Source organism: Mesorhizobium sp. USDA 4775 (assembly GCF_054062655.1).
Genome location: NZ_JBSSFM010000001.1, coordinates 1,631,812 through 1,658,362 on the forward strand (window position 1 = coordinate 1,631,812; position 26,551 = coordinate 1,658,362).

Consider the following 26,551-nt stretch of genomic DNA (forward strand, 5'->3'; position numbering starts at 1 on the left):
TGGGGCGCATTTCAAGGCGAAAGTTTTAAGCTTAAAAAGCTTGGCTTGCGTGTTGCTCCAGCGATACGCCTTTTGTCTGGCCGCGCGTGTCTATGCCAATTCGTCGCGCGCCGCGGCAGCGTTGGCCGCGGCGCCGGCGCCCAGAAACATCGTGTCGCTGGCCAGCACGAAGAAACTCGCGCCGATGCCTGCCCACCGGCCGATGGTCTGTGGGCTGGCGCAAAATATGCCTGATGTCTTTCCATGGGCGATCGTGGCAGCAATGATCGTCCGGATCGCTACATTGAGCTTGTCGGCGCCTTGCGGTCCGATTGCGTCGATCGACACCGAAAGGTCGCCGGGGCCGACGAAGATCACGTCGACGCCGTCGACGGCCGCGATCGCATCGATGTTGGCCAACCCCTCCGCGGTCTCGACCTGGACCGCGACGACGGTCCTGTCGTTGGCGCCGGCAAGATATTCGGGAATGCGATAGCCATAGCCGGCGGCCCGGCCAGGCCCGACGCCACGCTCGCCCAGCGGCGGATAGCGCGAGGCCTTCACGGCTGCTTCGGCCTGGGCAGCGGTCGAGACGCGCGGCACCAGAACGCCTTGCGCGCCGCTGTCCAGCGCCGCCTGGATGGCTTCCGGTGCATGGCCGGGAACGCGCACCATCACCGGCACGCGATGCACGTCGGCCGCGCGGACCATGGTCTCGATCATGTCGCGCGAGATCTGCGCATGCTCCCAGTCGATGCAAAGGAAGTCGAGACCGGACAGTGCCATCACCTCGACAGCGACCGGATGGGGAATGGCGGCAAACGAACCGACGAGGTTTGCCTTGCCGATGCATTTCTGGCGGAATTCGCTCATGCCGATCCCCTTTGTCGTCTGGCCCAAACTCATATCCGCAAACGGCGGCGAGGCGAAGCTATTTCAGGCTTGAAATATTTTGCCGCCACCGTAGCGTGTGATCTCCCGCCGCGAGTTCGAGACATGATGAAAACGCATCCGTTGCACGGCCCGAACAAACTGAAGCTTGGCGTCTTTTCGACCAATGCCGATGGCGGCCTTGCCATATCAGATGTTCCGGAACGCTGGACGGCGAACTGGCAGGACAATCTGACGGCGGCGCAGATCGCCGACCGTGCCGGCTTGGAGTTCATGCTGCCGATCGCCCGGTGGCGTGGTTTCGGCGGCCGCAACAAGGTGCGCGAGTGGTCGTTCGAGACCTTCACCTGGGCGGCGGCCCTCAGCATGGCCACCGAACAGATCGGCCTGTTCATGACCGTGCATGTGCCGCTCGTGCATCCGCTCTATGCCGCCAAAGCTCTGGCGACGGTCGACCATATCAGCCAGGGCCGCGCCGGCCTCAACATCGTCTGCGGCTGGAACCCGAAGGAATTCGGCATGTTCGGTACGCCACTGGTCGAGAAGGGCTACGACCAGGCGGCCGAATGGATCGAAATCCTCGAAAAGCTCTATGCGTCGTCCGAGCCGCTCGACTATGAAGGCACTTACTATCACCTGAAGGAAGCGGTGAGCCGGCCGGCCAGCCTGCAAGTTCCGCGACCGGTGACGATGAACGCCGCGTTCGGCGGGCCGGGCCGCGATTTCGCCGCCGCCCGGTGCGACTACCTGTTCACGACCTTTTCCGAGACGAGCGATGCCGGCAAGCATGTCGCCGACATTCGCGAACGCGCCGACAAGGTGGGCCGCGATGTCGGCGTCTACACGGTGGCGCATGTCGTCTGCCGCCCGACGATGGAAGAGGCGCAGGCCTATTACACGCGCTATGCCGTTGATATGGCCGACCACGACGCGGTCGATGCCCACATGGCCGGCAAGAAGGAATTCTCGCAATCGCACGACCCGCATGCCTATGACCGCTACCGGCAGCGTTTCGCCGGCGGCGCCGGCACCTATCCGCTGATTGGCACGCCCGAAACGATCGCCGCCGACATGGCCGCCATTGCCGGGCAGGGTTACCAGGGCATCGCGCTGTCATTCGTCAATTACACGCAGGAACTGCCCTATTTCTGCGACCACGTGTTGCCGATTTTGAGGAAGGCAGGCCTGCGGGTAACTTAGTCCAGACGAACGAGTTCGTCCGGTATCACAGCGGTGGCCTGGATCTCCACCTTGGCGCGATCCTCGACCAGCGCCATCACCTGCATGGCGGCCATCGCCGGGAAATGCCGGCCGATGACCTCGCGATAGGCTTCGCCGAGCCCCCTGAGATTGGCGAGATACTCGGCCTTGTCGGTGAAATACCAGGTCATCGAGGTGATGTGCTGTGGTTCAGCGCCGGCCTCGGCCAGCACAGCGACGATGTTTTGCAGCGTCTGCCGCACCTGGCCGACGAAGTCGTCGGTTTCGAACTGGCACTGCCCGTTCCAGCCGACCTGTCCGCCGACGAAGATGAGCCGTCCACGCGCCGCGACGCCGTTGGCGTAGCCGACCGGTTTGGCCCAGCCTTCCGGCTGCAGAATCTCATGCATTTGAAGCCTCCCGGTATTCCTGAAAACCAAGTCTCAAAATCGAATGCCCGTCAATTTCATGCCGTCAGGCCGCGCCCATCACTTGCCGCGCGATGACCACTTTCTGCACGTCGGAGGCACCCTCATAGATGCGAAGCGCGCGGATCTCGCGATACAGGTTTTCGACGATGTGGCCTTTGCGCACGCCATCGCCGCCATGCAACTGTACCGCTCTGTCGATTACCTCTTGCGCCTTGTCGGTGGCGAACAGTTTTGCCATCGCCGCCTCGCGAGTTACCCGCGCGGCGCCCATGTCCTTGGTCCAGGCGGCGCGATAGACGAGAAGTGCCGCCGCGTCGACGTCGAGCGCCATGTCGGCGATGTGGCCTTGCACCATCTGCAATTCGGCCATCGGGGCGCCGAACAGGTTGCGTTCGGCCACTCTGCTGATGCTTTCGTCCAGCGCCCGGCGGGCAAAGCCGAGCGCCGCAGCGCCGACGGTCGAGCGGAACACGTCGAGCACCGACATGGCGATGCGGAAGCCATCGCCGGACTTGCCGATCAGCGCCGAGGCCGGCAGGCGGACTTTGTCGAAGGACAGCCGCGCCAGCGGATGTGGCGCGATCACTTCGAGGCGCTCAGCGATGCCAAGGCCCTTGGCGTCACCCGGTACGATAAAGGCCGAAAGCCCCTTGGCACCCGGCGCCTCGCCGGTGCGGGCAAAGACGATGTAGAGATCGGCAATGCCGCCATTGGAGATCCAGGTCTTTTCGCCTGACAGAACATAGCTGTCGCCGTCGCGGGTCGCCGTCATCTCGGTGTTGGCGACATCCGATCCCGAGCGCGGCTCCGACAGGGCGAAGGCCGAGATTGCCTTGCCGGCCCGCGTCTTCGCCAGCCATTGCTGTTGGTCCGCCGTGCCGAACAGGCTGAGCGCGCCGGTGCCCAGCCCTTGCATGGCAAAGGCGAAATCGGCGAGCCCGTCATGGCGCGCGAGCGTCTCGCGCGTGATGCATAGTGTCCGCACGTCGAGCGGGCCGGAATTGTCGGTGTCGACAGCTGTCGGCTTCAGCCAGCCGTCACGGCCAAGCTTCGCCACCAACGCTCGACAGGCGGCATCGACGTCGTGATGATCGACGGGAAGGTTTTTCGCGCACCATGCTTCCAGGCTTTCGGCAAGTTCGCGATGGCGGTTCTCGAAGAACGGCCAGTTGAGAAAGGATCGGTCAGGCATGGAGGTAACCTTCCGCGTGTCGTTGCGAGGCACCCCTCTCTGTCCTGCCGGACATCTCCCCCGCAAGGGGGGAGATTGGCAGCTTTGCCGACGGCTTCGACCTGGCGACGTTGGAGATTGGCGAAAACAGAACGTACAGCTGATCTCCCCCCTTGCGGGGGAGATGGCCGGCAGGCCAGAGGGGGGTGCCTGGGCGAAAACCGATCATCCTCAATTCCCCTGGAACACTGGCTTTTCCTTGGCCACGAACGCCTTGTAGGCGCGCTCGAAATCGCGCGTCTGCATGCAGATCGCTTGTGCCTGCGCTTCGGCCTCGATCGCCTGGTCGAGACCCATCGACCATTCCTGGTTGAGCTGCGTCTTGGTGATGCCGTGGGCGAAGGTCGGGCCTGAGACGATGCGCGCTGCCATGTCGAGTGCATCCGCCTCGAGGGAGGCCGCATCGACCAGCCTGTTATAAAACCCCCAATGCTCACCCTCGGCGGCCGTCATGGTGCGGCCCGTATAGAGCAGTTCCGCGGCACGGCCCTGGCCGATGATGCGCGGCAGGATCGCGCAGGCGCCCATGTCGCAGCCGGCAAGGCCGACGCGAGTGAACAGGAACGCGGTCTTGGCCTCCGGCGTGGCGATGCGGATGTCGGAGCTCATGGCGATGATGGCGCCGGCGCCGACCGCCACGCCGTCGACGGCGGCGATGATCGGCTTGCCGCAATTCAGCATCGCCTTGACGAAATCACCGGTCATGCGGGTGAAGGCGAGAAGCTGCTTCATGTCCATCTTGACCAGTGGGCCGATAATGTCGTGGACATCGCCGCCGGAGCAGAAATTGCCGCCATTGGAGAGGAACACCACGGCGTCGACGTCGTCGGCATAAACGAGGTCGCGGAACGCATCGCGCAACTCGGCATAGCTGTCGAAGGTCAGCGGGTTCTTGCGCTCCGGCCGGTCGAGCCGGACCTTGGCGATCCTGCCCTCGACCTCCCAGAGGAAATGCTTCGGCTTCAGCCCGGCCATCCCGGTCATTCGCGTCCCTCCCAGTTGCTGCGGAACGAGGTCAGCATGCCGGTCAGCCGGCGGGCGTCCTCCTCGCTGACCTTGCCCAGCAATTCGCCGATCCAGCCCTCATGGGCGGCAGCGATCGTGGCAAAGGATTTGGTGCCTTCCTCGGTCAGCCGCACCATGGAGGTGCGGCGGTCGCCATTGCGGCGGGCGCGAGCGACCAGCCCTTCCGAAACCAGCCGGTCGACAATGCCGGTGACATTGCCGTTGGAGACCAGCAGGAAGCGCGACAGGTCGCTCATCAGCATGCCTTCCGGCACGCGGTACAGCGCCGCCATCACGTCGAAGCGCGGCAGCGTCGTGTCGAATTCCTTCTTCAGGCGCTCGCGCAACTCGGCCTCGATCGTGCGCGAGGCGCGCAGCAGCCTGATCCACAGACGCAGACGGTCCTTGCCGGGTCCCGACGGTGCGGGCAGGGGGCCGGCTACCATGTTTCGCCTCCTGAGATGGAAATTGCCTGTCCGGTGATCGATGACGCCGCATCGCCACACAGCCACAGCACGGCGGCGGCGACTTCCTGCGGCTGGATGAAGCGGCCTTGCGGATTGGTCGAGACAAGGCTCGCCCGCGCCTCGCCGGCAGAGCGGCCGGTCTTTTCGATGATGCGCTGGATGGACTCTTCCAGCATGGCGGTCTCGACGAAACCCGGGCAAACCGCATTGACGGTGACGCCGGATTTCGCGGTTTCCGCCGCCAGTGCCCGCATCAGCCCAACGACGCCATGCTTGGCCGCCACGTAAGGTGCCACGTAAGCGTAGCCCTTCAACCCTGCCGTTGAGGCAATGAAGATGATCCGTCCTGTCTTGCGCGCAGCCATCCCGGCCAGCGCAGGTTTCACCGTCAGGAAGGCGCCAGTCAAATTGACGTCGAGCGTCTTCTGCCAATCGGCCAGCGTGGTCTTGTTCGCTGGTGTGCTGCCGGCCATGCCGGCATTGGCAATGACGATGTCGAACGGCCCGCGCGCGGCTTCCGCCGCGTGGTAGAGCGAGGCCATCGACGCCTCATTGGTGACATCGGCGGCAATACCGAAGATACGGCCGCTTTCGCCGGCCGCCTTGGCAAGCTCCGCTTCGCGGCGGCCACAGATGGTCACATTGATGCCCGCTTCCGCCAGCGCCAGCGCTATGGCCCGGCCGACACCGGAGCCACCACCAGTGACCAGCGCATGCTTGGCGGAGATCGCTGGTGCCGCCGTCATACTTTCAGCCCCGCGGCCGCATCGCGCTCGGCCAGCCGGTAGATCTGGTCGCGGCCGGGCAGGTAGGGATCCGGCCATTTGACGCCGCGGTCGCCGAGCGTCACCGCCGCATGCAGCGTCCAGTAGGGATCTGCCAGATGCGGCCTTGCCAGCGCGACCAGATCGGCGCGGCCGGCCATCAGAATCGAATTGACATGGTCCGGCTCGTAGATGTTGCCGACCGCCATCGTCGCCATGCCGACCTCGTTGCGGATTCGGTCGGAAAACGGCGTCTGGAACATGCGGCCGTAGACCGGCTTGGCCAGTGCCGATGTCTGCCCGGCCGAGACGTCGCATATGTCGACGCCGGCTTCGTGCAGCAGCCGCGCGATCTCGACCGCGTCGGCCGGCGTCACGCCTTCGATGCCGACCCAGTCATTGGCCGAAATGCGCATCGAGATCGGCTTCTCCGTCGGCCAGGCGGCGCGCACCGCGTGGAAGATTTCGAGGGGATAGCGCATGCGGTTTTCCAGTGAGCCGCCATATTCATCCGTGCGCCGGTTGGTGACAGGCGTGATGAAGGACGACAGGAGATAACCGTGCGCGGCATGGATCTCCAGCATGTCGAAGCCGCAACGGTCAGCCATCTCGGCCGAAGCCACGAATTGGTCGCGCACCAGGTACATGTCGGCGCTGTCCATCGCCTTCGGCACCTGGTTCTCAGGCGACCATGCGACAGCCGATGCCGCCATGACAGGCCAGTTGCCCGACGCCAACGGCACGTCGGTGCCTTCCCAGCCGAGTCGGGTCGAACCCTTGGCGCCGGAATGGCCGATCTGGGCGCAAATCTTGGCCTCGGTCTCGGAATGGACGAAATCGACCAGCCGCTTCCACGCCACTTCGTGTTCGGGCGCGTAGAAGCCGGGACAGCCGGGCGTGATGCGGGCTTCCGGGCTGACACAGGTCATCTCGATATAGACGAGCCCGGCGCCGCCCTTGGCACGCTCGGCATAGTGGGTGAAATGCCAGTCGGTCGGGCAGCCGTCGACGGCCTTGTACTGCGCCATCGGCGAGACGACGACGCGGTTCTGCAGCTTCATGTCGCGCAGCTTGAACGGCGCAAACATCGGCGCGCGGCGCAGCCTGTTGCCGCCGGCACCCGCCTGGCGCTGGAACCATTCTTCCGCGCCGCCCAGCCATTCGGCATCGCGCAGCCGCAAATTCTCGTGGCTTATGCGCTGCGAGCGGGTCAGCAGCGAATAGTTGAACTGCACCGGATCGAGGCCGAGATAGCGTTCGACCTCCTCGAACCATTCGAGCGAATTACGCGCCGCCGATTGCAGCTTCAGCACTTCGGTGCGGCGCGCATCCTCATATTTGCGGAAGGCGGCATCGAGGTCCGGCTCGGTTTCCACATACTCGGCCAGCGCCACCGCGCTTTCCAAGGCGAGTTTGGTGCCGGAGCCGATCGAGAAATGCGCCGAGGCCGCCGCGTCGCCCATCAGCGCCAGGTTCTTGTACGACCAGCGTTCGCACAGCACGCGCGGGAAATTGATCCAGGCCGAGCCCCTGATGTGGTTGGCATTGGTCATCAGCGCATGGCCGCCGAGATGCTTGGCGAAGATGCGCTCGCACACCGCGATCGATTCCTGCTGCGTCATCGCGCCGAAGCCGAAGGCAGCCCAGGTCTGTTCGCTGCATTCGACGATGAAGGTCGCCGTCTCGCTGTCGAACTGGTAGGCGTGCGCCCACACCCAGCCATGCTCGGTCTTCTCGAAGATGAAGGTGAAGGCGTCGTCGAATTTCTGGTTGGTGCCGAGCCAGACGAATTTGCATTTGCGGGTGTCGATGTCGGGCTTGAAGATGTCGACGAAAGTGTTGCGCGCCCTGGAATTCAGCCCGTCGGCGGCGACGACCAGGTCATGAGTCTCCATGTAAGGCTTGGGATCGGCGATATCGGTCTCGAACATCAGCTTGACGCCGAGCTCGCGGGCGCGGCGCTGCAAGAGGATCAGCAGCCGCTTGCGGCCGATGCCGCAAAAACCATGGCCTGACGAGACCGTGCGCACGCCGTCATGGATGACGGCAATGTCGTCCCAATAGGCAAAATGCTTCTTGATCCAGACGGCGCTGACCGGATCGTTTTTGGCGAGGTTCTCAAGCGTTTCGGCCGACAGCACCACGCCCCAGCCGAACGTGTCGTCGGCGCGGTTGCGCTCGAACACCGTCACATCGTGCGCGGCATCCCTGAGCTTCATCGATATGGCAAAGTAGAGGCCGGCTGGACCGCCGCCGAGAACCGCAACCTTCATCTGTGCGATCTCCTCTTCGCTTGCTGCCTTGTGAGTATCGCGCCAGCGGCAAAATATTTCAAGCTTAAAGTTTTATGTCGAAATCATTATCCTGATACCGGGCGGCGCGCTTGCGTGTCGTCCCGCAAGCGCGCGCCGAAGGATCACTTTTCCGGGTTCTTCGGGCTCCACAGCACCGTCTCGGCACCTTTCTCATAGGCCATGCCGTCGGGGTAGCTGATCGCTTCCAGCTGCAATCCCCAGGGCGCCTGGAAATAGAGAATGGTCTGGCCGGCGGCGGGGCCTTCCTTGACCGGCAGAGGTCCCATGCGCGTCTTGACGCCCTTGCCGTCGAGATAGGCCTTGGCGGCGGCGACGTCGTCGACATAGAGGGCGATGTGGAAGCCGCCAATGTCGCTGTTCTTCGGCGTCAGATCCTTCTGGTCGGGCGCGGTATATTTGAACAGCTCGATGTTCGAGCCATAGCCGCAACGCACCATGGTGACCTGCTCGATGACGGCCTTGGGATCGACGCCCAGAAGGTCCTGCATGAAGGTGCCCTTGTCGTCGGCGAACGGGCCGAACGACATCGCCTTCTTGCAGCCGACCACCTCGGTGAAGAAGTCGACCGCCTGCTTCATGTCGGGGACGGTGATGCCGGTGTGATCGTGGCCGCGCATGCCGGGGATCGAATCCGCCGAGGCCATGCCGGCGCCGCCAAGGACAGCGGCGGCAAGCGTTGCATTTCGAAGTATCGTCTTCATGTCAGTCCTCTCCATTGGCGGGACCTGGGTCTTTGCGGTCGCATGTCCGAAACCCGCTTTTCGGCATGCGAATGCATTCATGTCGGGGCTTTGGCGGCGGCCGGAATGTCCAGCCAGCCGGCGTCTATCTCGGGCAGCGGAATGGCCGCGATGAGGTCGCGCGTGTAGACTTGGCTGGGGTTGTCGAACAATGCGTCGGTGGCGCTGGCCTCGACAATCACGCCTTCGCGCATGACGATGACTTGCCGGCACAGCCGCCGGATGACCGACAGGTCGTGGCTGATGAAGGCGACGGTCAGGCCCATCTCCGCTGCCAGCTTCTCCAGCAGGGTCAAGATCTGCGCCTGCGTCGAGACGTCGAGACCGGAGACGATCTCGTCGGCCAGCACGAATTTCGGCGACAGCGCCAGCGCACGGGCAATGCCGACCCGCTGGCGCTGGCCGCCCGACAGCTCGTGGCGGTAGCGGCTGGCAAAGCTCTGCGGCAGGCCGACCCGCTGCAGCGCCTCGGCGACGCGTTCCTTGAGCCTGTCGCCAAGCCCGTTCTGCTTGAGCGGCGCGGCGATGATGCTGGCGATGGTGCGGCGCGGGTTGAGCGACGACATCGGATCCTGGAAGATCATCTGCAGGTCGCGGCGTAACGGCCGCAGCTCTGCCTCCGGCAGATGGGTGATGTCGCGGCCCTCGAAGCTGACGCTGCCGGCGCTCGGCTCCAGGAGACGAACCAAAGCGCGGCCAAGCGTCGACTTGCCGGACCCGGACTCGCCGACGATGCCGGTCACCGAGCCCCTCGGCAGGTCGAAGTCGAGCCCTTTCAGGATTTCGGCCAAAGGCGCACGGCCGATCAGCGGCTTGCGCGTCATGTCGGGCAAGGCGACCTTCAGCCCGCGCACGGAAAACAGCGGCTCAACCATGCGGCCGCCTCCACGCCAGGTCTGCTGCCGCGATCTCCGCGGCAAGCCCGGCCAGCACCGCTTCGTCCACGGGTCTCAGCGAGGCGAAAGGGTCGGTGTAGCGCGGCGTCGAAGCCATCAGCGCCCGCGTATAGGGGTGCTGCGGGGCGGCGAAGAGCGCTGCCGTGTCGGCCTCTTCAACCACCTTGCCTGCATAAAGCACCGAGACCTTCTGGCTGATCTTGGCGACGACGCCGAGATCATGGGTGACGAACAGGATCGCGGTGCCGTGCTCGCGCTGCAAGGCGGCGATCAGGCGCAGGATCTGCTTCTGCACGGTGACGTCGAGCGCCGTGGTCGGTTCATCGGCGACGATCAGCCGGGGTTCGGCGGCGAAGGCGGCCGCGATCAGCACGCGTTGGCGCATGCCGCCGGAGAGCTCATGCGGGTAGTTTTTCAGCACGCGCTCGGGGTCGCGGATCTGCACCTCGTCCAGCAACTGCCGGATGCGCGTGTCGGCCTTCTCGCCGCTCCAGCCGAGGATGCGCACCAGCCGGTCGGTCATCTGCGGGCCGATGCGGCGCGACGGGTTGAGCGCGGTTAGCGGATCCTGCGGGATCAGCGCCGTGCGGGCGCCGACCAGTGTGCGTCTTGCCTTGGGCTGAAGCTTGCCGAGGTCTTCGCCCTCGAGCAGCATGTCGCCCTCGACGATTCGCACGCTCGAAGGCAACACGCCGAGCACCGCCTTGCCGATCATCGTTTTGCCGGCGCCGCTCTCGCCGACCAGCGCGCGGACCTCGCCGGGCTGCACGGCGAGCGACACAGAGCGCAGCACGCGCTGGCCGTTCGGCAGCACGGCGCTGAGATTGGCGATGTCGAGACAGGCGCTCATCGCAGCACCGGGTCGAAACGCGCCTTCAGCGCTTCGCCGAACTGGCTGAACGACAGCACGGTGAGGATCAGCGTGATCAAAGGAAACACCAGCACCCACCAGGCCTGGTGGATCGATAGACGGCCTTCCGCAATGATGCCGCCCCAGGTCGGATCGTCGGTCGAGATCGACAGATTGACGAAGGACAGGATCGCCTCGACGATGACGGCGATGCCCATCTCCAAGGACAGCAGCGCCACGATCGACGGCACCACATTGGGCAGCACTTCGCGCAGCATGATGCCGATGCGGCCATAGCCGGCGATGCGGGCATTCTCGACATAATCCATGCGCGACTGGCCCATCGCCTCGGCGCGGATCACCCGGCAGAAGCGCGTCCAGTCGATGATCGCAATCGCCAGGATGACGGAGCTGAGGCCCGTGCCCAGCACCGCCACCAGCAGGATGGCGAACAGCACCGGCGGAAACGCCATCCAGATATCGACGATGCGCGAGATGATGCGGTCCGCCCAGCCGCCGAAATAGCCTGCGATCAGCCCGAGCGTCGAGCCGACGAGGCAGGCGGCGATGGCCGCGGCAAAAGCGACGATGAAGGCGATACGGCCGCCGAAGATCAACCTGGACAACAGATCGCGGCCGAGGCTGTCGGTGCCCAGCCAATAGCCGGGCTCGGCGCCATCGAGCCAGAAGGGCGGCAGCCGCTCCAGCATCAGATCCTGCGCCAGCGGGTCTTGCGGCGCGACCAGCGGCGCGAAGATCGCCGCCAGCAGCGCCAGCAGCAGCCAGCCGCCGGCGAGCCACAGCCTGGGGCTCAGTCCGCGTCTTGAGGCCCTATCCATGACGCAGCCTCGGATTGAGCAGCGCATACATCATGTCGACCACGAGATTGATCAGCACGAACAGCAGCGCGAAGACCAGCACGATGCCCTGGATCAGCGGCAGGTCGCGGTTGATGACGGCATCGATCGCCATGTTGCCGAGGCCTTCGTAGGAAAACAGCCGCTCGACGATGACGGTGCCGCCGATGAGGAAGGTGAACTGTACGCCGACAAGGGTCAGCGTCGGCAAAGCCGCGTTCTTCAGGGCCTCGCGCAGGATGACCTGCGTCTCCGAAAACCCCTTCACCCGCGCAAGCACGACATAGTCGAGGTCGAGCACTTCCTTCAGCGACTGTTTCAGCAGTTGCGAGATGATCGCCGCCAGCGGCAGCGCCAGCGCCACCGCCGGCATCAGCATGTGTTTCAAAAGGTCCCAGGTCAGGTCGAAGCGCAGCCGCAGCAGGCTTTCGAAGAAATAGAACTGGGTGACGAAGGGCAGGTCGAGCTGCGGCGACACCCGGCCGGAAATGTCGAAGATCGGCACCAGCACGCCGAACAACAGGATCAGCACCAGGCCCCAGAGGAAATCGGGAATGGAGAGTGCCGCCCCGCTGGCGATGTCGATACCGGCTTCCACCGCCGTGCCGCGTTCGCGCGCGCCGAGAACGGCCGTCGTACCGCCGAGCGCCACTGCCATGATCAGCGCGACGACGGCCAGCTCCAGCGTGGCCGGCAGCCGGTTGAAGACGAGGCCGAGCACATCCTGCCGCAGCGAAATCGAGGTGCCGAAATCGCCGCGGATAACGCCGGACAGCCAGATGAAGAATTGCTGCACGATGGTCTTGTCGAGCCCGTAGAGTGCCCGCAGCCGGGCGATGTCGTCATCCGTCGCGCCGGGCGGCAGCATCATGGCGATCGGATCGCCGGGCGCGACGCGGATCACGACGAAGACGACGACGGCCACGCCGAACAGCGTGATCAGCATCGTCAGAAGACGAATCAGGAATCGTTGCAGGAGCATGTAAATCTTTGCAGGAGCCCGATGGCTCGTATGCCTGATAGAAAAATGCGCGCCGTCGCTATGGACGGCGCGCGGCAATTCCAGGCCGATATCAGGCCGGGGTCATCAGGGCCGGCAGCAGCGCACCGGAAATGTGCTGCACGACATTGACCTTCTTCGAGTGCACGATCGGCTGCGCGTACTGGATGAGCGGCAGCACATAGGCCTCTTCGGCAATGTACTTGTCGACCGCTTTCCAGCCGGCGATGCGCTTGGCCTCGTCCTTCTCGCCCCAGAGCGGGCCGATCTTGGCGTCGAGGTCGTCGGTCTTCCAGGACGAGTGCGGCGAGGGTCCGAACATGGCGAAACCGGTCGAGGTGGTCGGATCGCCGATGGAATTGCCCCAGTTGTAGAAGGCCGCCGGCGCCAGCTTGTGCGCGGCGCGCAGTTCATAGTGCTTGGCGATCTCGTAGACCTCGATCTCGGCCTCGATGCCCACCTTGCGCCACATGCCGACGATCGCCTGCACCATTTCGTAGTCCTTGGGCTTGAAGCCCTTGGTGGTCTGTATAGTGAACTTCGCCGGCTTCTTGGTCGAATAGCCGGAGGCGGCGAGCAATTCCTTGGCCTTTTCCGGATTGTGCTCGACCTTGATCGACGGATCGTAGGCGGCGTATTCCGGCGTCTCCAGCGTGTCGATCGGCTGGCCGTAGCCGCGCAGCAGCCGCTTGACCAGAAGCTCCTTGTCCACCGCCATGACGGCCGCCTGGCGGACATTCTTGTCGAGCATGGCGTCCTTGTTGTTGAAGAAGATCATGCCGATGTCGGAGACATTCTTGATCGAGCCGGCGAGTCCGTCCTTGGCGATCAGCCGGTCGTATTCTTCGTAAGGGATTTCGAGCGTCACCTGCGAGGAGCCGGATTCGATCTCGGCGACGCGGCTCGCCGCATCGGTGACGAACTTGATCGTCACATTCTCGAAAGCCGGCTTACCGCCCCAATAGTTCGGATTGGCCTTCAGCCGCAGGAAGGCGTTGCGCTCGAATTTTTCCACCATGTACGGGCCGGTGCCGATCGGCGCCTTCTCGAAACCTTCGGCGCCGACCTTCTCGTAATAGGCCTTCGGCAGGATGTAGCCGGTCAGGAACGACATCCATTTGAAATAGACCGGGTCGAACTGCACCACGTCGCCGGTGATCTTGTTGCCGTCGATCTTGAAATTGTTGACGTTCTTCCAGACGAACTGGATCGGGTTGCCGGTCTTTTCGTCGCCCGCGCGCTGCAGCGACCAGACGACGTCCTCGGGCGTGAAGGGCGAGCCGTCATGCCATTTCACGCCTTCGCGCACTGTCATCATCACCTTGGTGCGGTCGTCGTTCCAGCCCCACTCGGTGAGCAGGCCGGGCGCGAAGGACAGGTCGGGCTTTTGCGGGATGATCTGGTCGAACACCGACTGGTAGAGGCCCTGGATCGTCGGATTGACAGCCGAAGGTCCGGTTGTCGGATCCCAAGACGGCAGGTTGACATTGTATGCGATGGTCAGTTCGCCGGCCGCCGCCTTGGCTATTTTCGGCAGGCCAACCGCGGCCACGCCGAGTGCCGCGGCACTGTATCCCAGCAATTCGCGTCTGTTGATTTTCATGGTCGTTCCCCTTCTTGGTTATTGTCTTTGCGCGGCACTATCCGTTCATGGGTTCAGGCTTCGTGGGCAGCAGCGCCTTGCCCCTCGTCGCCTCGATAAAATCGTCGGAGCCTACCTCCCGCCAAGCTGTTGCGCGAGCATGAAGCCCGAGGCCGCACCGGTGCCGGCGCCCGGCCATGTCGCGGCTCCCGTCAGATGCAGATTGCCGACCGGCGTGTTCCAGCCGGCATAGCCGCGCGCCGGGCGAAACAAAAAGTTCTGCGCCAGATGATGGCTGCCGCAGACCTGGTCGCCACCGACAAGGTTCGGGTTCTCGCGCTCGAGATCGATGGGCGAAAAGACCGAACGGCCAAGGATTTTGCTCCGCAGGCCGGGCGCATAGGTCTCGATGATGTCGAACACGCGCTCGGCGTAGGCGTCCTTGACCTGATCCCAATGCGCGGGCGCGATCTGCCCTCCCGCGTCGCCTGTTATCTCGGGAGGCAGCATGCGCACCTGTACCCACAACACATGCTTGCCTTGTGGCGCGCGTGACGGATCGATCGCGGTCGGCTGGCCGACGACCAGCACCGGTTCGTCCGGCAGCATGCCGGCCATTGCCTGCTGATAGGTGCGCGACATTGCGTCGAGCGAGGGCGACAGATGCACATAGGCGAACCGCCGCAACTCGGCGCCGGCACGCCAGTCCGGCAGCTCGTCCAGCGCCAGGTGGATCATCATCGTACCCGGCGCGTACCGAAATTTCTTCATCGCCGTGTCGAACCCGGCATTGCCGGAACCGCCGGGCAGCAGCTTGCCGGTCAGCGCTTTGGGCGCGACGCCTGCGATAACCGCTTTGGTCGCGGTATGCGTTTCTCCTGAAGCCAGCCGCACCCCGGTCGCCCTGCCGTTGGAAACCGTGATCTCCGCCACTTCGGCGCCGGTGACGATCTTGCCGCCGGCCGACGTCACCATGCCGGCCAGCGCCCGGATGATGGTGTCGGCGCCGCCCTTGCCCAGCACCATGCCGAAGCTCTGGTTGGCCATCGATTCCAGATAGGGGAACACCGCGCCGCCGGCGATATCGGGGGCGAAGTCGAGATGCATGCCCCAGGTGGCGAGGGTTGCCCGTACATGCGGCGACTCGAACGTCTCCTCCAGCCAGGCTCGTGGCGAGGACAGCAGCAGTCGGCCGGTGTCGAGCGCGCCGGACATGCCCTTCTTGCGCCACAGGTTCCACGCCGAGCCGGCCAGCGCGCGGGCGCTCATCGGCGAGCCCAGCAAGCGGAACAGATGCTCGGCCTCCGCTGGGAAGGCGGCAACCAGTCTGCGCCATGTCGCGGCATCGGCGGCGGAGAAAGCAGCCATGCGCGTGGCTGTCTTTTCCAGGTCGTTGCTGACGCCGAACCAGCGCCCATCCGGAAAGGCGCTGGCGAAACAGTCGGCGACCGGGGCGAATTCCAGGCCCTGCGCTTTCAATTCATTTGCATATTTCCGGTGAAGGGCGGAGCCGGCAAACAGGCTCAGATTCATCGCGCCGAAATCATGGCGGAAGCCGGGAAGGGTGAATTCGCGGGTCTGGACGGCGCCGCCGATTGTTGCGCTGCGCTCGAAAATCCCGATTTTCCAGCCTTTGAGCGCCAGATGCGCGGCGCATGCCAGACTGTTGTGGCCCGCCCCGACAAAGATGGCGTCGAACTCGCTCACGCCCCGTTCCCATTTCCTTTATGCTTAAAGATAATTGCAGATGCATATGTTTTCGTCTAGTAGGATATTAAGGGCCGAGACGAGCCTTGATCATCATCGAAAAGAGGGAACAGAAGACCATGGACACCCAAAAACTCCTCGGCGAAGTCGCCGGCCAGTTGCTGTCAGGCGCCATCAAGGTGGTAGACCTCTCGGCGCAGCTCGGGCCTGACACGCCGCTGATCAAGCTGCCGCCGGAACTCGCCGTCGACACGCCGAAGGTCGAGATCCATTCGATCTCCCGCTATGACAAGAACGGTCCGTGGTGGGCGTGGAACTGGCTGAAGCTCGGCGAACATTCGGGCACGCATTTCGATGCGCCGCAGCACTGGATCACCGGCAAGGACTATCCTGACGGCGCCACCGACACCATTCCGGCGCAGAACTTCGTCGGCCCGGTCAATGTCATCGACTGCTCCAAGGAAGCCGCAGCCGATCACGATTTCCTGCTCACCGTCGACCACATCAAGGCGTGGGAAGCCAAGCACGGCGCCATCAACGCCGGTGAGTGGGTGGTGATGCGCACCGATTGGTACAAGCGCAACGGCTCGGAAGCCGAGTTCCTCAACGCCAACGAGACCGGCCCGCACACGCCCGGCCCGACGGCCGAGGCCATCCAGTATCTGATAGCCAAGGACATCAAGGGCTGGGGCTCGGAGACGATCGGCACCGATGCCGGCAAGGCGGGCGGCATGGAGCCGCCATTCCCTGCACACACGCTGATGCACAAGGCCAACCGCTACGGCCTCGCCAGCCTGTGCAACCTCGACCAACTGCCGCCGAAAGGCGCCATCCTGATCGCCGCACCGCTCAAGATCGAGCACGGCACCGGCAGCCCGATCCGCGCGCTGGCGCTGGTGTCGGGAAAATAGAGCGAGGTGGGTCTTCGGGAGAAGATCATGCGCCCGACGGTCGAGAGCAACTGTCAATGAAAGCGCCCGATCACATCGTCGTCGGCAGCGGCATCAACGCGCTGGTCTGCGCGGCGATGCTTGGCGGCAAGGGTGCCAAGGTGCTCGTCCTCGAACGCAACGACCGCATCGGCGGCTGCATGCGCACCGAGGAGATCACCGCGCCCGGCTTCATCCACGATGTGATGGCGACGACCTTCGTGCTGTTCATCACCTCGCCGGCCTTTGCGGCATTGGGCGGCGACCTCGCCCGGCATGGGTTGGAGTTCTGCCACACCGGCAGGCCGACCGGCGTGCTGCGGCCGGACGGCAGCCATGCCGTGCTCAGCACCGACCGCGCCGCCAATGTCGCCGCCCTCAATGCGATCGCGGCGGGTGATGGCGACCGGCACGCCGACGATGTCGGCGGCATCGAACGCAATGCCGGCCTGCTGTTCGGCCTGCTCGGCGGCAGCCTGTGGTCCTATCCGACGGCCAAGCTTTTGGCCGGCGATGCCTGGCGGCGCGGCCCGCGCGGCCTTGCCGGCTTTCTCGGCGAGGCGCTGGCGCCGGCGCGCGGCTGGCTGGAAAGCACCTACCAGTCCGAGACCGTAAAGGCGCTGTGGGCGCCCTGGGTGCTGCATGCCGGGCTGGGACCGGAAGATGCCTTCTCCGGCCAGATCGCCAAGGTGATCGCTTTCGCGCTCGAAGCCGCGGGCGCCCCGATCGTCAAGGGCGGGGCAAAGAACCTGCTGTCGGCCTTCGAGGCATTGATCATCGAGCGCGGCGGTGTCATCTCCACCGAAGCCGACGTCGCCTCCATCATCCTGGCTGGTGGTCGCGCCACCGGTGTGCGGCTGGCCTCGGGCGAAACGGTCCATGCGAAGAAGAGCGTCATCTGCTCGGTGACGCCGACGCAGCTTTATGGCCGGCTGCTCGGCAATGAGGCTCCCAAAGCCGACGTCGAGGCAACGCGGAAATACCGCTATGGCAAAGGCAACTTCCAGATCCACTACGCCCTGGACAAGCCGCCGGCATGGCGCGGCGAAGGACTGGACAAGGTGGCGCTGCTGCATCTGACGCCGGGCCTGGATGGCGTGTCGAAAGCCTGCAACGAGGCGGTGCGCGGCTTGCTGCCGGAAGTGCCGACCATCTGCGTCGGCCAGCCGCATGCGCTCGACCCGTCGCGCTGTCCGGAGGGCAAGGCAATCCTGTGGCTGCAACTGCCAGAGGCGCCTCGCCACATCAAAGGCGATGCCGCCGGTAAGCTGCAGGCCCCGGCTGACGGGCAATGGACCGACGCGCTGCGCGAGGCCTATGCCGACCGCGCTGAAGCGATCCTCGCCAGCCATATCGATGGCTTCAAGGACAATGTCATTGCCCGCCGTGCCTATTCGCCTGCCGACCTCGAAGCGATGAACATCAATCTGGTCGGCGGCGATCCCTATGGCGGTTCCTCGAGCATAGACCAGTCCTTCCTGTGGCGGCCGTTCAAGACCAGCCGCAACCACCAGACCGGCATAGAGGGGCTTTATCATATCGGCGCCTCGACCCACCCGGGCGCGGGTCTCGGCGGCGGTTCCGGCTTTCTCCTGGCGGGGAGGCTGTGATGGAGCAGAAGGTAGCAGAAAAGCGCCAGCGCATTTCGACGCTCGGCCAGATCGGCCTGCAGCAATTCGCGCCCTATCTGATGAACCGCATCATGGGCCGCTACAACGCCACCTTGCGCGACGATTTCCGCAAGCAGGGCCTGACCATTCCGCAGGTGCGCACGCTGGCCGTGCTGTCGGTCACCGATGGCGTCACCGTCAACGACCTCTCTGTCTATACGGTGATCGAGCAGTCAACCTTGAGCCGCACGCTGGACACGCTGGAGGGGCAAGGCTTCGTGCGGCGCGAGCAGGGCATCACCGACAGCCGCATCCGCCATGTCTTCCTTACCGACGAGGGCCGCGCCGAGTTCGCGCGCGCTTGGCCGGCCATGCATGACGCGTTCGAGGCGATGTTCGACGATATCGACGATGCTGAATATGCGGCACTCATCGCAACGCTTTTGAAGATGCTCAAGAACATTCGCAAGCACGACATCTAGACGTACGCGCCGCCGGCTCGCTGCGGCAAGGGAAGGAGGCGGAGATGGCCGAACGGTCTTTTGCCAAGGAAGTTGAAAAACTCAGGCTTGGCGCCGGCGAGGAATTTGCCGGCGAGGGCATCCTCGCCATCACCAAGGCGTTGCTGCAATGCGGCGTCGGCTATGTCGGCGGCTATCAGGGCGCGCCGATCAGCCATCTGATGGATGTGCTGGCCGACGCGCAGGACATTCTGGGCGAACTGGGCGTGCATTTCGAGGCGAGCGCCTCGGAAGCCACCGCCACCGCCATGCTGGCCGCCTCGGTGCATTACCCGATCCGTGGTGCCGCGACCTTCAAATCGACCGTCGGTACCAATGTCGCTTCCGACGCGCTCGCCAATCTTGCCTCCGGCGGCGTCACCGGCGGCGCGCTGATCATCGTCGGCGAGGATTACGGCGAAGGCTCCTCGATCATGCAGGAGCGTAGCCATGCCTTCGCCATGAAGAGCCAGGTCTGGCTGCTCGACCCGCGCCCGAATCTGCCGTCGATCGTCAAGGCGGTGGAGGACGGCTTCGAACTGTCCGAAATCTCCAACACGCCGGTCATGCTGCAGGTGCGCATCCGCTGCTGCCACGTCCACGGCCATTTCATTGCCAAGGACAACAAGCGCCCGCCCATGACGGTCGCCGATGCGCTGGAAGCGCCGCGCCGCGACACCGGCCGCATCGTGCTGCCGCCGGCCTCCTTCCTGCATGAGAAGGAGAAGGTGGCGAAGCGCTGGCCGGCCGCCGTCGATTTCATCGCCAAGAACAAGATCAACGAATTCTTCGGTTCGGATCACGGCTCGGTCGGTATCGTCATGCAGGGCGGCATGTACAATTCCGTCATCCGCGCCTTGCAGCGTCTCGGCCTTGCCGACACCTATGGCGAGACGGACGTGCCGCTCTACGTGCTCAACGCCGTCTATCCCTTGATCGACGACGAGTTCCTGTCCTTCTGCGAGGGCAAGCAAGCGGTGCTGGTCGTCGAGGAGGGCCAGCCCAATTACATCGAGCAGGCCTTCGCGGCGATGCTGCACAAGGCCGGGCGTGGCTCCAGGCTGGTCGGCAAGGAATATCTGCCGATGGCCGGAGAATATACCGGCCAGGTCATGCTCGACGGCATCGGTGCCTTCCTGCGCGCCGAGGCGCCGCATCTGCTTCCGGGTGAAGTGCGCGCGCCCAACAAGGTCGGCGACGGCGTCGACACCGCGGACCTGATCAATGTCGTGCCGGGCAGGCCGCCGGGCTTCTGCATCGGCTGTCCGGAGCGGCCGATCTTCGCCGCGACAAAGCTGGTCGAGCAGGAACTCGGCAAGCACCACATCGCGTCCGACATTGGCTGCCACCTGTTCTCGATCATGCCGCCCTTCGAGCTCGGCGCGACAACCATGGGCTATGGGCTGGGGCCGGCCTCTGCCTCGGCGTTCAATTCGCCCGACGCCAAGCGCCGCTCGATCTCCTTCGTCGGCGATGGCGGCTTCTGGCACAACGGCCTGACCTCCTCGATCGGCAATGCCGTGTTCAACAAGAATGACGGTGTCATCGTCATCGTCGACAATTTCTATTCGGCCGCCACCGGCGGGCAGGACATCCTGTCGTCGCGCGCGGGCAACAAGACCAAGTCGACAAAACATCCGATCACCGAAGCGGTGAAAGGCATGGGCGTCAAATGGCTGCGCCATGTCGACCGCACCTACGATGTCGGCAAAATGCAGGACACGTTGCGCGAGGCGCTGACGACGGAGGAGAAGGGGCCGAAGGTCATCGTCGCCTCGTCCGAATGCATGCTCAACAGGCAGCGCCGCGAAAAGCCGCTGGTCGACAAGGCGATCAAGGGGGGGGCGCGTGTCGTCAAACCGAAATTCGGTGTCGACGAGGACATCTGCACCGGCGACCACGCCTGCATGCGGTTGTCGGGCTGCCCGTCGCTGTCGGTGAAATCGCTTGACGATCCGCTGCGCGACGATCCGGTGGCATCGATCGACCAGAACTGCGTCGGCTGCGGCAATTGCGGTGAGGTCGCCGATGCCGCTGTGCTCTGCCCGTCCTTCTACCGCGCCGATGTCGTGCACAATCCGAGCCGCTGGGACCGCTTCCTGGAAAGCGCGCGTCGCGCGGTGATCAGCCTGCTGCAGCGCCGCCGCGAAAGCCGGCGCCTGACCTTCGCCGATGCTTGACGCTGTCCCGCCATTCCGCGCCAAGGCCGGCGCCCAGGACGACGAGCGCGTCATCAAGCTCGCCGTGCTGGCGGTCGGCGGCCAGGGCGGCGGCGTGCTGGCCGACTGGATCACCGATGTCGCCGAGCGCAATGGCTATGTCGCGCAATCGACCTCGGTCGCCGGCGTGGCGCAACGCACCGGCGCCACCATCTACTATGTCGAAATGGCCCGCGACACCGGCCGGCTGCCGGTCTTCGCGCTGTCGCCTTCGCAAGGCGATGTCGACATATTGATCGCCGCCGAGCTGATGGAGGCCGGCCGCGCCATCATCCGTGGCTTCGTCACGCCGGAACGCACGACGCTGATCGCTTCGTCGCACCGCATCGCGGCTGTGTCGGAAAAGATCGAGCCGGGCGACGGCCGGGCCTCGTCCTCCAAGGTGCACGCGACGGCGGAAGCCGCGTCGAAACGCTTCATCGCCTTCGACATGGAAAAGATCGCCGCCGACAATGGTTCGATGATCTCGGCTAGCCTGCTCGGCGCGCTGGCCGGTTCCGATGCGCTGCCGTTCAAGCGCGAAAGCTATGAGCAGGCGATCGGTGCCGGTGGCCGGGGCGTCAAGGCCAGCCTTGCCGCCTTTGGCGCTGCGTTTGATCGCGCGCGCGGCACGGGGGCACCTGCGCCGAAACCGGAAGGGCCCAAAGCCGTTGCGCCTGTCCTCGAAGCGACCGGGACCGTCAGTGGTCCGGAAAGCTTGATGAAGGGCTGGCAGCAACTGTCGGCCCGTGTCGGCGCATTGCCGGAACCTGTGCGCGACATGGCTTTGCGGGGCCTGAGGAAGGTCGTCGACTATCAGGACATCGCCTATGGCGGCGAGTATCTTGACCGGCTCGACCGGGCTCTCGCGCTGGATGGCGCCGACCATTCCTATGCGCTGTCCATCGCCGCCGCCAAGCATATCGCCAACGCCCTTTGCTATGACGACATGATCCGCGTCGCCGATCTGAAAACACGTTCGACGCGCGACCGGCGCGTGCGCAAGGAAGTCGGCGTCAAGGACGGTTCGATCCTGCAGGTCACCGAATATTTCCATCCCCGCATCGAGGAGTTCTGCGGCACGATGCCGGCGGGGCTGGGCAGCTATATCGAGACCCGGCCGAAGCTCGCCGCCTTCCTCGACCGCCGCATCAACCATGGCCGCCGCATCCGCACGGACAGCTTCGCCGGCTTCGCCGCGCTCTGGTTCATCGGCGGCCTGCGCCGCTGGCGCCGCAGCCTGCTGCGCCACAAGATCGAGATGACCCATCTCGATCGCTGGTACGCGCTGGCGCTCGCCCATGTGCCGGAGGACTATGCGCTGGCCGTCGAAATCCTCAACTGCCGCCGGCTGATCAAGGGCTACAGTGACACCCATGTCCGGGCGCAGTCGAAATTCGATCGCGTGCTCTCCGCGCTTGCCATGCTCAAGGGCCGCGACGATGCCGCCGACTGGATCCGCCGCCTGCGCGAGGCGGCCTTGAAGGACGAAAAGGGCGACATGCTCGACGGCGCGCTGAAGACAGTGGCGACGCTCGGGCCAGGTCCGGCAACCTTGGCGCCCTAACTTCGACATACCAGAGACGTCACCGGTCCCGGGCTCCGTTTCCAGATACGATGAACGTCGTTCATTTTTCGCTTGAACAATGTTCAAGACGTGATAGAGTGCGCTAATGAACGATGTTCATTTCTGGCAGACCGGAAGCCACGATATGGACATCGGGCACTGTAAGGAAGTTTAACCAGCTCATGACTATCACTGAGCTTGAAACAGCGCCTGCAACCCGCAGGGCCTCCGGCGAATAGCCGCAGGGTTCCGCCAAATGGAAACCGCCATGAACACGCATCTGATGTTGTCCCGGCGCTTTGCGCCTCTGTTCTGGACGCAGTTCCTGTCCGCCTTCAACGACAATTTCCTCAAGAACACGCTGGTGTTCCTGATCCTCTTTACGCTGGCCGCCGGTCAGGCGGCTTCGCTGGTCACGCTCGCCGGGGCCGTCTTCATGGCCCCCTTTCTGCTCTTGTCCGCGCTTGGCGGTGAGATCGCCGACCGCTTCGACAAGGCCCTCATCGCCCGGCGGCTGAAATTTGCCGAGATTGCCGCCGCGGGTGTGTCTGTCGCCGGCATAGCGCTGTCGTCGATCCCGGTGCTGATGACGGCGCTGCTGATGTTCGGCATCATCTCGGCGCTGTTCGGGCCGATCAAATACGGCATCCTGCCCGATCACCTCGAGCGCAAGGAACTGCCCAAGGCCAACGCCTGGATCGAGTCGGCGACCTTCGCCGCCATCCTCGGCGGCACCATCGCCGGCGGCGTCGTCTCGGCCGACGGCATAGGCGTCACGGTCTTCGGGCCGATCATGATGGCCTTGGCCGTCGGTTGCTGGTTCGTCAGCCGCTACATCCCGCCAACGGGTTCGGCGGCACCTGACCTCGTCATCGACAGGAACATCTTCCGCTCGACCTGGCGCCAGGTCAGCGAGTTGCGGACCGACACGCGGATCTGGCGCGCCGGCCTGATGACGTCGTGGTTCTGGCTGATCGGCGCCATCGTGCTTTCGATCCTGCCGACCTTGATCAAGGATTCGCTCGGCGGCGACGAGATCGCCGTCACCGTCTATCTCGCCGTGTTCGCCGTCTCGATCGCCATCGGCTCGGCGATTGCCGCATGGATGTCGCAGGGGCGCATCGTGCTTCTGCCCGCACCGGTCGGCACGGCGCTGCTGGCGCTGTTCGGCCTGCATTTGGCCTGGACCATCTGGAGCATGCAGCCTTCGCCGAAGGCGGAAAGCCTCGCCCTGTTCTTCGCCGGCCAAAACACGATCCGTGTCGCGATCGACCTCGCCGGCATGGCCATCGCCAGCGCTTTCCTCGTGGTGCCGACCTTCGCCGCCGTGCAGGCCTGGTCGCCCGAGGCGCGTCGCGCCCGCGTCGTCGCCGCGGTCAGCATCGTCAATGCCGGCTTCATGACGGTCGGCGGCATCCTTGTCGCCGCGATCCAGACGAAAGTCTCCACCGGCGGCATCCTGTTCGGCCTGGCCGCGGCCAATGCCGTCGCCGCCTGGCTGATGCTGAAATTCCTGCCGACCAACGCCTTCCGCGATTTCGTGTCCATCCTGTTCCGCGCCTTCCTGCGCCTGGAAGTCGAGGGCATGGAGAACCTCAAGGCAGCCGGCAAGGCACCGATCCTGGCGCTCAACCATGTCAGCTTCCTCGACGGCCCGCTGGCGCTGACGCTGACCGACGAGGAGCCGGTCTTCGCCATCGACTACGCCATCGCGCAGGCCTGGTGGATGAAGCCGTTCATGAAGCTCGCCCGTGCTTTGCCGCTCAATCCGGCCAAGCCGATGTCGACCCGCACGCTGATCAAGATCGTGCAGGCCGGCGATCCGCTGGTCATCTTCCCCGAAGGCCGCATCACCGTCACCGGCGGGCTGATGAAGGTCTATGACGGCGCCGCCATGGTGGCCGACAAGACCGGCTCGATGGTCGTGCCGATCCGCATCGACGGGCTGGAGAAAAGCCCGTTTTCCCGGCTGACGTCGCAGCATGTGCGCCGCCGCCTGTTCCCGAAGGTCAAGGTGACCATTCTGGAGCCGGTCAAGCTGCAAGTGCCGCCGGAACTGAAGGGCCGCAAGCGCCGCGCCGCGGCGGGTTCGGCCCTCTATCAGGTCATGTCGGATCTCGTCTTCCGCACCCAGGACATCGACAGGACGGTGCTGGAGAAGATCATCCTGACGGCGAATGAACGCGGCATGAAACGGCTCGCCGTGCAGGATCCGGTCACCGGCTCGGTGAGCTATGGCAAGCTGCTGACGGCGGCCGCCGTGCTGGGCGAGAAATTCCAGAACCTTTATGCCGATCAGCAGACGCTCGGTATCATGCTGCCCAACGCCAACGGCTCATGTGCCACGCTGCTTGGCGTGATGTCGTCCGGCAAGGTGCCGGCGATGATCAACTTCACTGCAGGTGCCGCCAACATCCTTTCCGCCTGCAAGGCCGCTGAAGTGAAGACCGTGCTCACGTCCCGCGCGTTTGTCGAACAGGCCAAGCTTGGCGCGGTGGTCGAGGAGATCGGCCGGTCGGTCGACATCGTCTGGCTCGACGATCTGCGTGCAACCATCGGTCTCAAGGACAAGCTGCTTGGCCTGTTGCGCAAGTCGACGCCGCGCGCGCCGCGCAAGCCTGACGACCCGGCGGTGATCCTGTTCACCTCCGGCTCGGAAGGCACGCCGAAGGGCGTCGTGCTCACCCATCGCAACATCTTGGCCAATGCCGCGCAGGCGGCCTCGCGCATCGACTTCCACTCGGGCGACAAGGTGTTCAACGTTTTGCCGATCTTCCATTCCTTCGGCATGACGGCTGGCACGGTGCTGCCGCTGATCTCGGGCGTGCCGGTCTATTTCTACCCGTCGCCGCTGCACTACCGCATCGTGCCGGAACTGATCTACGCATCCAACGCGACGATCATCTTCGGCACCGATACGTTCCTCAGCGGCTATGCCCGCACCGCGCATCCCTACGACTTCCGTTCGATACGCTATTGCTTTGCCGGCGCCGAACCGGTCAAGGCAGCCACGCGCATGACCTACATGGAGAAGTTCGGGGTGCGTATCCTCGAGGGCTATGGCGTGACCGAAGCGGCGCCGGTGATCGCCATCAACACGCCGATGTACAACAAGTCCGGCAGCGTCGGTAAAATCATGCCCGGCATGGAATACCGCCTGGATCCGGTACCCGGCGTCGATGAAGGCGGGCGTCTCTACGTGCGCGGCCCAAATGTCATGTCGGGCTATCTGCGCGCCGAGAAGCCGGGTGTGCTGGAACCGCTGGTGGACGGCTGGCATGACACCGGCGATGTCGTCTCGGTCGACGAGGGCGGCTTCATCACCATTCGCGGCCGCGCCAAGCGTTTCGCCAAGATCGGCGGCGAGATGATTTCGCTTGCCGCCGTCGAGGCGCTGGCGGGTGAAGTGTGGAAAGGCTCGTTGTCGGCCGTCGCTTCCGTGCCGGATGCGCGCAAGGGCGAGAAGCTCATTCTCATCACCGAGGCTTCCGGCGCCACACGCGCCGAATTCCTGGCCTTCGCCAAGGCCAATGGCGCCATGGACCTGATGGTGCCCGCCGAAGTGCGCGTCGTCCCGAAAGTACCGGTGCTCGGCTCCGGCAAGCTCGACTTCGCCGGCGTGACCAAACTGGTGCGGGGGCAGGATGCGCCGGCCGCCAAGGTCGAGGCCGCCTGATCGAGGCGACATGCTCGACGACGCCGCGCTGAAAGTCGCGGCGTCGCTTGGCAAGCAGTCTGCCCGCTAACGGATATGTGATCGGACCACTCACCCGGCATTCGGCCGGGTGAGTGGTATGTTGTCCTCGGGAATGTCACCCATGGAGGACACGAT

At 64.5% G+C, this 26,551-nt stretch carries 21 protein-coding genes; 7 read left to right on the top strand and 14 right to left on the bottom strand.

Annotated elements, in window-relative coordinates; translation table 11 throughout:
* Nucleotides 1-90: 90 nt before the first annotated feature.
* Nucleotides 91-852: an HpcH/HpaI aldolase family protein gene (locus ACVILI_RS08080; RefSeq protein WP_080644013.1), complete on the bottom strand. Its 762-nt coding sequence runs from the start codon at nt 850-852 to the stop codon at nt 91-93.
* A 123-nt stretch (nt 853-975) separates the two neighbouring features.
* On the opposite strand from ACVILI_RS08080, the gene ACVILI_RS08085 reads away from it, so the two are divergent.
* Nucleotides 976-2,070, top strand: a complete 1,095-nt coding sequence (locus tag ACVILI_RS08085) for an LLM class flavin-dependent oxidoreductase (protein WP_038651946.1) — start codon at nt 976-978, stop codon at nt 2,068-2,070.
* Here the strand turns inward: ACVILI_RS08085 and ACVILI_RS08090 are convergent.
* From ACVILI_RS08090 to ACVILI_RS08150, 13 genes are all read right to left on the bottom strand, one after another.
* On the bottom strand, nt 2,067-2,480 hold the full coding sequence (locus ACVILI_RS08090; protein ID WP_019862992.1) for a RidA family protein: 414 nt from the start codon (nt 2,478-2,480) through the stop codon (nt 2,067-2,069). The two genes, ACVILI_RS08085 and ACVILI_RS08090, sit on opposite strands and share 4 nt — an antisense overlap.
* Nucleotides 2,481-2,544: 64 nt before the next feature.
* Nucleotides 2,545-3,693 (bottom strand): acyl-CoA dehydrogenase family protein, encoded by a 1,149-nt coding sequence (locus tag ACVILI_RS08095; RefSeq protein WP_038651948.1) that lies wholly within the window; start codon nt 3,691-3,693, stop codon nt 2,545-2,547.
* 210 nt (nt 3,694-3,903) lie between these two features.
* Nucleotides 3,904-4,716: an enoyl-CoA hydratase family protein gene (locus tag ACVILI_RS08100; RefSeq protein WP_038651950.1), complete on the bottom strand. Its 813-nt coding sequence runs from the start codon at nt 4,714-4,716 to the stop codon at nt 3,904-3,906.
* Nucleotides 4,713-5,183 (bottom strand): MarR family winged helix-turn-helix transcriptional regulator, encoded by a 471-nt coding sequence (locus ACVILI_RS08105; RefSeq protein ID WP_010913223.1) that lies wholly within the window; start codon nt 5,181-5,183, stop codon nt 4,713-4,715. Before ACVILI_RS08105 ends, ACVILI_RS08100 begins: the two co-directional genes overlap by 4 nt.
* Nucleotides 5,177-5,950, bottom strand: coding sequence for an SDR family NAD(P)-dependent oxidoreductase (locus tag ACVILI_RS08110; protein ID WP_038651952.1), 774 nt, complete (start codon nt 5,948-5,950; stop codon nt 5,177-5,179). Before ACVILI_RS08110 ends, ACVILI_RS08105 begins: the two co-directional genes overlap by 7 nt.
* Complete coding sequence (locus ACVILI_RS08115) at nt 5,947-8,241, bottom strand: bifunctional salicylyl-CoA 5-hydroxylase/oxidoreductase (RefSeq protein WP_038651954.1); 2,295 nt, start codon at nt 8,239-8,241, stop codon at nt 5,947-5,949. The genes ACVILI_RS08110 and ACVILI_RS08115 overlap by 4 nt, the downstream gene beginning before the upstream one ends.
* A gap of 143 nt (nt 8,242-8,384) precedes the next feature.
* A complete protein-coding gene (locus ACVILI_RS08120) occupies nt 8,385-8,984 on the bottom strand; it encodes a VOC family protein (RefSeq protein WP_027047708.1) in 600 nt (199 codons plus the stop codon).
* A 77-nt stretch (nt 8,985-9,061) separates the two neighbouring features.
* Nucleotides 9,062-9,898 (bottom strand): ATP-binding cassette domain-containing protein, encoded by an 837-nt coding sequence (locus ACVILI_RS08125; protein ID WP_038651956.1) that lies wholly within the window; start codon nt 9,896-9,898, stop codon nt 9,062-9,064.
* Nucleotides 9,891-10,769, bottom strand: a complete 879-nt coding sequence (locus tag ACVILI_RS08130) for an ABC transporter ATP-binding protein (RefSeq protein WP_038651958.1) — start codon at nt 10,767-10,769, stop codon at nt 9,891-9,893. Before ACVILI_RS08130 ends, ACVILI_RS08125 begins: the two co-directional genes overlap by 8 nt.
* The gene (locus ACVILI_RS08135; protein WP_171903239.1) at nt 10,766-11,635 is read right to left on the bottom strand and encodes an ABC transporter permease; all 870 of its coding nucleotides are present in this window, start codon (nt 11,633-11,635) and stop codon (nt 10,766-10,768) included. The genes ACVILI_RS08130 and ACVILI_RS08135 overlap by 4 nt, the downstream gene beginning before the upstream one ends.
* Nucleotides 11,601-12,608, bottom strand: a complete 1,008-nt coding sequence (locus ACVILI_RS08140; RefSeq protein WP_240564591.1) for an ABC transporter permease — start codon at nt 12,606-12,608, stop codon at nt 11,601-11,603. Before ACVILI_RS08140 ends, ACVILI_RS08135 begins: the two co-directional genes overlap by 35 nt.
* Nucleotides 12,609-12,699: 91 nt before the next feature.
* Nucleotides 12,700-14,229: an ABC transporter substrate-binding protein gene (locus ACVILI_RS08145; RefSeq protein ID WP_019863002.1), complete on the bottom strand. Its 1,530-nt coding sequence runs from the start codon at nt 14,227-14,229 to the stop codon at nt 12,700-12,702.
* A gap of 111 nt (nt 14,230-14,340) precedes the next feature.
* Nucleotides 14,341-15,915 (bottom strand): phytoene desaturase family protein, encoded by a 1,575-nt coding sequence (locus ACVILI_RS08150; protein ID WP_038651964.1) that lies wholly within the window; start codon nt 15,913-15,915, stop codon nt 14,341-14,343.
* A gap of 119 nt (nt 15,916-16,034) precedes the next feature.
* On the opposite strand from ACVILI_RS08150, the gene ACVILI_RS08155 reads away from it, so the two are divergent.
* From ACVILI_RS08155 to ACVILI_RS08180, 6 genes are all read left to right on the top strand, one after another.
* Entirely contained in the window at nt 16,035-16,826 is a 792-nt protein-coding gene (locus ACVILI_RS08155; protein ID WP_010913233.1) for a cyclase family protein, read from the top strand.
* A gap of 56 nt (nt 16,827-16,882) precedes the next feature.
* Nucleotides 16,883-18,454, top strand: a complete 1,572-nt coding sequence (locus ACVILI_RS08160; protein WP_240564592.1) for a phytoene desaturase family protein — start codon at nt 16,883-16,885, stop codon at nt 18,452-18,454.
* The gene (locus ACVILI_RS08165; protein WP_019863006.1) at nt 18,454-18,936 is read left to right on the top strand and encodes a MarR family winged helix-turn-helix transcriptional regulator; all 483 of its coding nucleotides are present in this window, start codon (nt 18,454-18,456) and stop codon (nt 18,934-18,936) included. Before ACVILI_RS08160 ends, ACVILI_RS08165 begins: the two co-directional genes overlap by 1 nt.
* A 44-nt stretch (nt 18,937-18,980) precedes the next feature.
* Complete coding sequence (locus ACVILI_RS08170; RefSeq protein ID WP_038651967.1) at nt 18,981-21,134, top strand: thiamine pyrophosphate-dependent enzyme; 2,154 nt, start codon at nt 18,981-18,983, stop codon at nt 21,132-21,134.
* A complete protein-coding gene (locus tag ACVILI_RS08175) occupies nt 21,127-22,719 on the top strand; it encodes an indolepyruvate oxidoreductase subunit beta family protein (protein ID WP_038651968.1) in 1,593 nt (530 codons plus the stop codon). The genes ACVILI_RS08170 and ACVILI_RS08175 overlap by 8 nt, the downstream gene beginning before the upstream one ends.
* Nucleotides 22,720-22,987: 268 nt before the next feature.
* Nucleotides 22,988-26,395, top strand: coding sequence for an acyl-[ACP]--phospholipid O-acyltransferase (locus tag ACVILI_RS08180; protein ID WP_038653797.1), 3,408 nt, complete (start codon nt 22,988-22,990; stop codon nt 26,393-26,395).
* Nucleotides 26,396-26,551 lie beyond the last annotated feature (156 nt).

What these genes read in the sequence shown, in the direction of transcription:
- ACVILI_RS08080 (WP_080644013.1), bottom strand. Translation starts at nt 852, where the DNA reads ATGAGCGAATTCCGCCAGAAATGCATCGGCAAGGCAAACCTCGTCGGT.
- ACVILI_RS08085 (WP_038651946.1), top strand. Translation starts at nt 976, where the DNA reads ATGATGAAAACGCATCCGTTGCACGGCCCGAACAAACTGAAGCTTGGC.
- ACVILI_RS08090 (WP_019862992.1), bottom strand. Translation starts at nt 2,480, where the DNA reads ATGCATGAGATTCTGCAGCCGGAAGGCTGGGCCAAACCGGTCGGCTAC.
- ACVILI_RS08095 (WP_038651948.1), bottom strand. Translation starts at nt 3,693, where the DNA reads ATGCCTGACCGATCCTTTCTCAACTGGCCGTTCTTCGAGAACCGCCAT.
- ACVILI_RS08100 (WP_038651950.1), bottom strand. Translation starts at nt 4,716, where the DNA reads ATGACCGGGATGGCCGGGCTGAAGCCGAAGCATTTCCTCTGGGAGGTC.
- ACVILI_RS08105 (WP_010913223.1), bottom strand. Translation starts at nt 5,183, where the DNA reads ATGGTAGCCGGCCCCCTGCCCGCACCGTCGGGACCCGGCAAGGACCGT.
- ACVILI_RS08110 (WP_038651952.1), bottom strand. Translation starts at nt 5,950, where the DNA reads ATGACGGCGGCACCAGCGATCTCCGCCAAGCATGCGCTGGTCACTGGT.
- ACVILI_RS08115 (WP_038651954.1), bottom strand. Translation starts at nt 8,241, where the DNA reads ATGAAGGTTGCGGTTCTCGGCGGCGGTCCAGCCGGCCTCTACTTTGCC.
- ACVILI_RS08120 (WP_027047708.1), bottom strand. Translation starts at nt 8,984, where the DNA reads ATGAAGACGATACTTCGAAATGCAACGCTTGCCGCCGCTGTCCTTGGC.
- ACVILI_RS08125 (WP_038651956.1), bottom strand. Translation starts at nt 9,898, where the DNA reads ATGGTTGAGCCGCTGTTTTCCGTGCGCGGGCTGAAGGTCGCCTTGCCC.
- ACVILI_RS08130 (WP_038651958.1), bottom strand. Translation starts at nt 10,769, where the DNA reads ATGAGCGCCTGTCTCGACATCGCCAATCTCAGCGCCGTGCTGCCGAAC.
- ACVILI_RS08135 (WP_171903239.1), bottom strand. Translation starts at nt 11,635, where the DNA reads ATGCGCTGCTCAATCCGAGGCTGCGTCATGGATAGGGCCTCAAGACGC.
- ACVILI_RS08140 (WP_240564591.1), bottom strand. Translation starts at nt 12,608, where the DNA reads ATGCTCCTGCAACGATTCCTGATTCGTCTTCTGACGATGCTGATCACG.
- ACVILI_RS08145 (WP_019863002.1), bottom strand. Translation starts at nt 14,229, where the DNA reads ATGAAAATCAACAGACGCGAATTGCTGGGATACAGTGCCGCGGCACTC.
- ACVILI_RS08155 (WP_010913233.1), top strand. Translation starts at nt 16,035, where the DNA reads ATGGACACCCAAAAACTCCTCGGCGAAGTCGCCGGCCAGTTGCTGTCA.
- ACVILI_RS08160 (WP_240564592.1), top strand. Translation starts at nt 16,883, where the DNA reads ATGAAAGCGCCCGATCACATCGTCGTCGGCAGCGGCATCAACGCGCTG.
- ACVILI_RS08165 (WP_019863006.1), top strand. Translation starts at nt 18,454, where the DNA reads ATGGAGCAGAAGGTAGCAGAAAAGCGCCAGCGCATTTCGACGCTCGGC.
- ACVILI_RS08170 (WP_038651967.1), top strand. Translation starts at nt 18,981, where the DNA reads ATGGCCGAACGGTCTTTTGCCAAGGAAGTTGAAAAACTCAGGCTTGGC.
- ACVILI_RS08175 (WP_038651968.1), top strand. Translation starts at nt 21,127, where the DNA reads ATGCTTGACGCTGTCCCGCCATTCCGCGCCAAGGCCGGCGCCCAGGAC.
- ACVILI_RS08180 (WP_038653797.1), top strand. Translation starts at nt 22,988, where the DNA reads ATGAACACGCATCTGATGTTGTCCCGGCGCTTTGCGCCTCTGTTCTGG.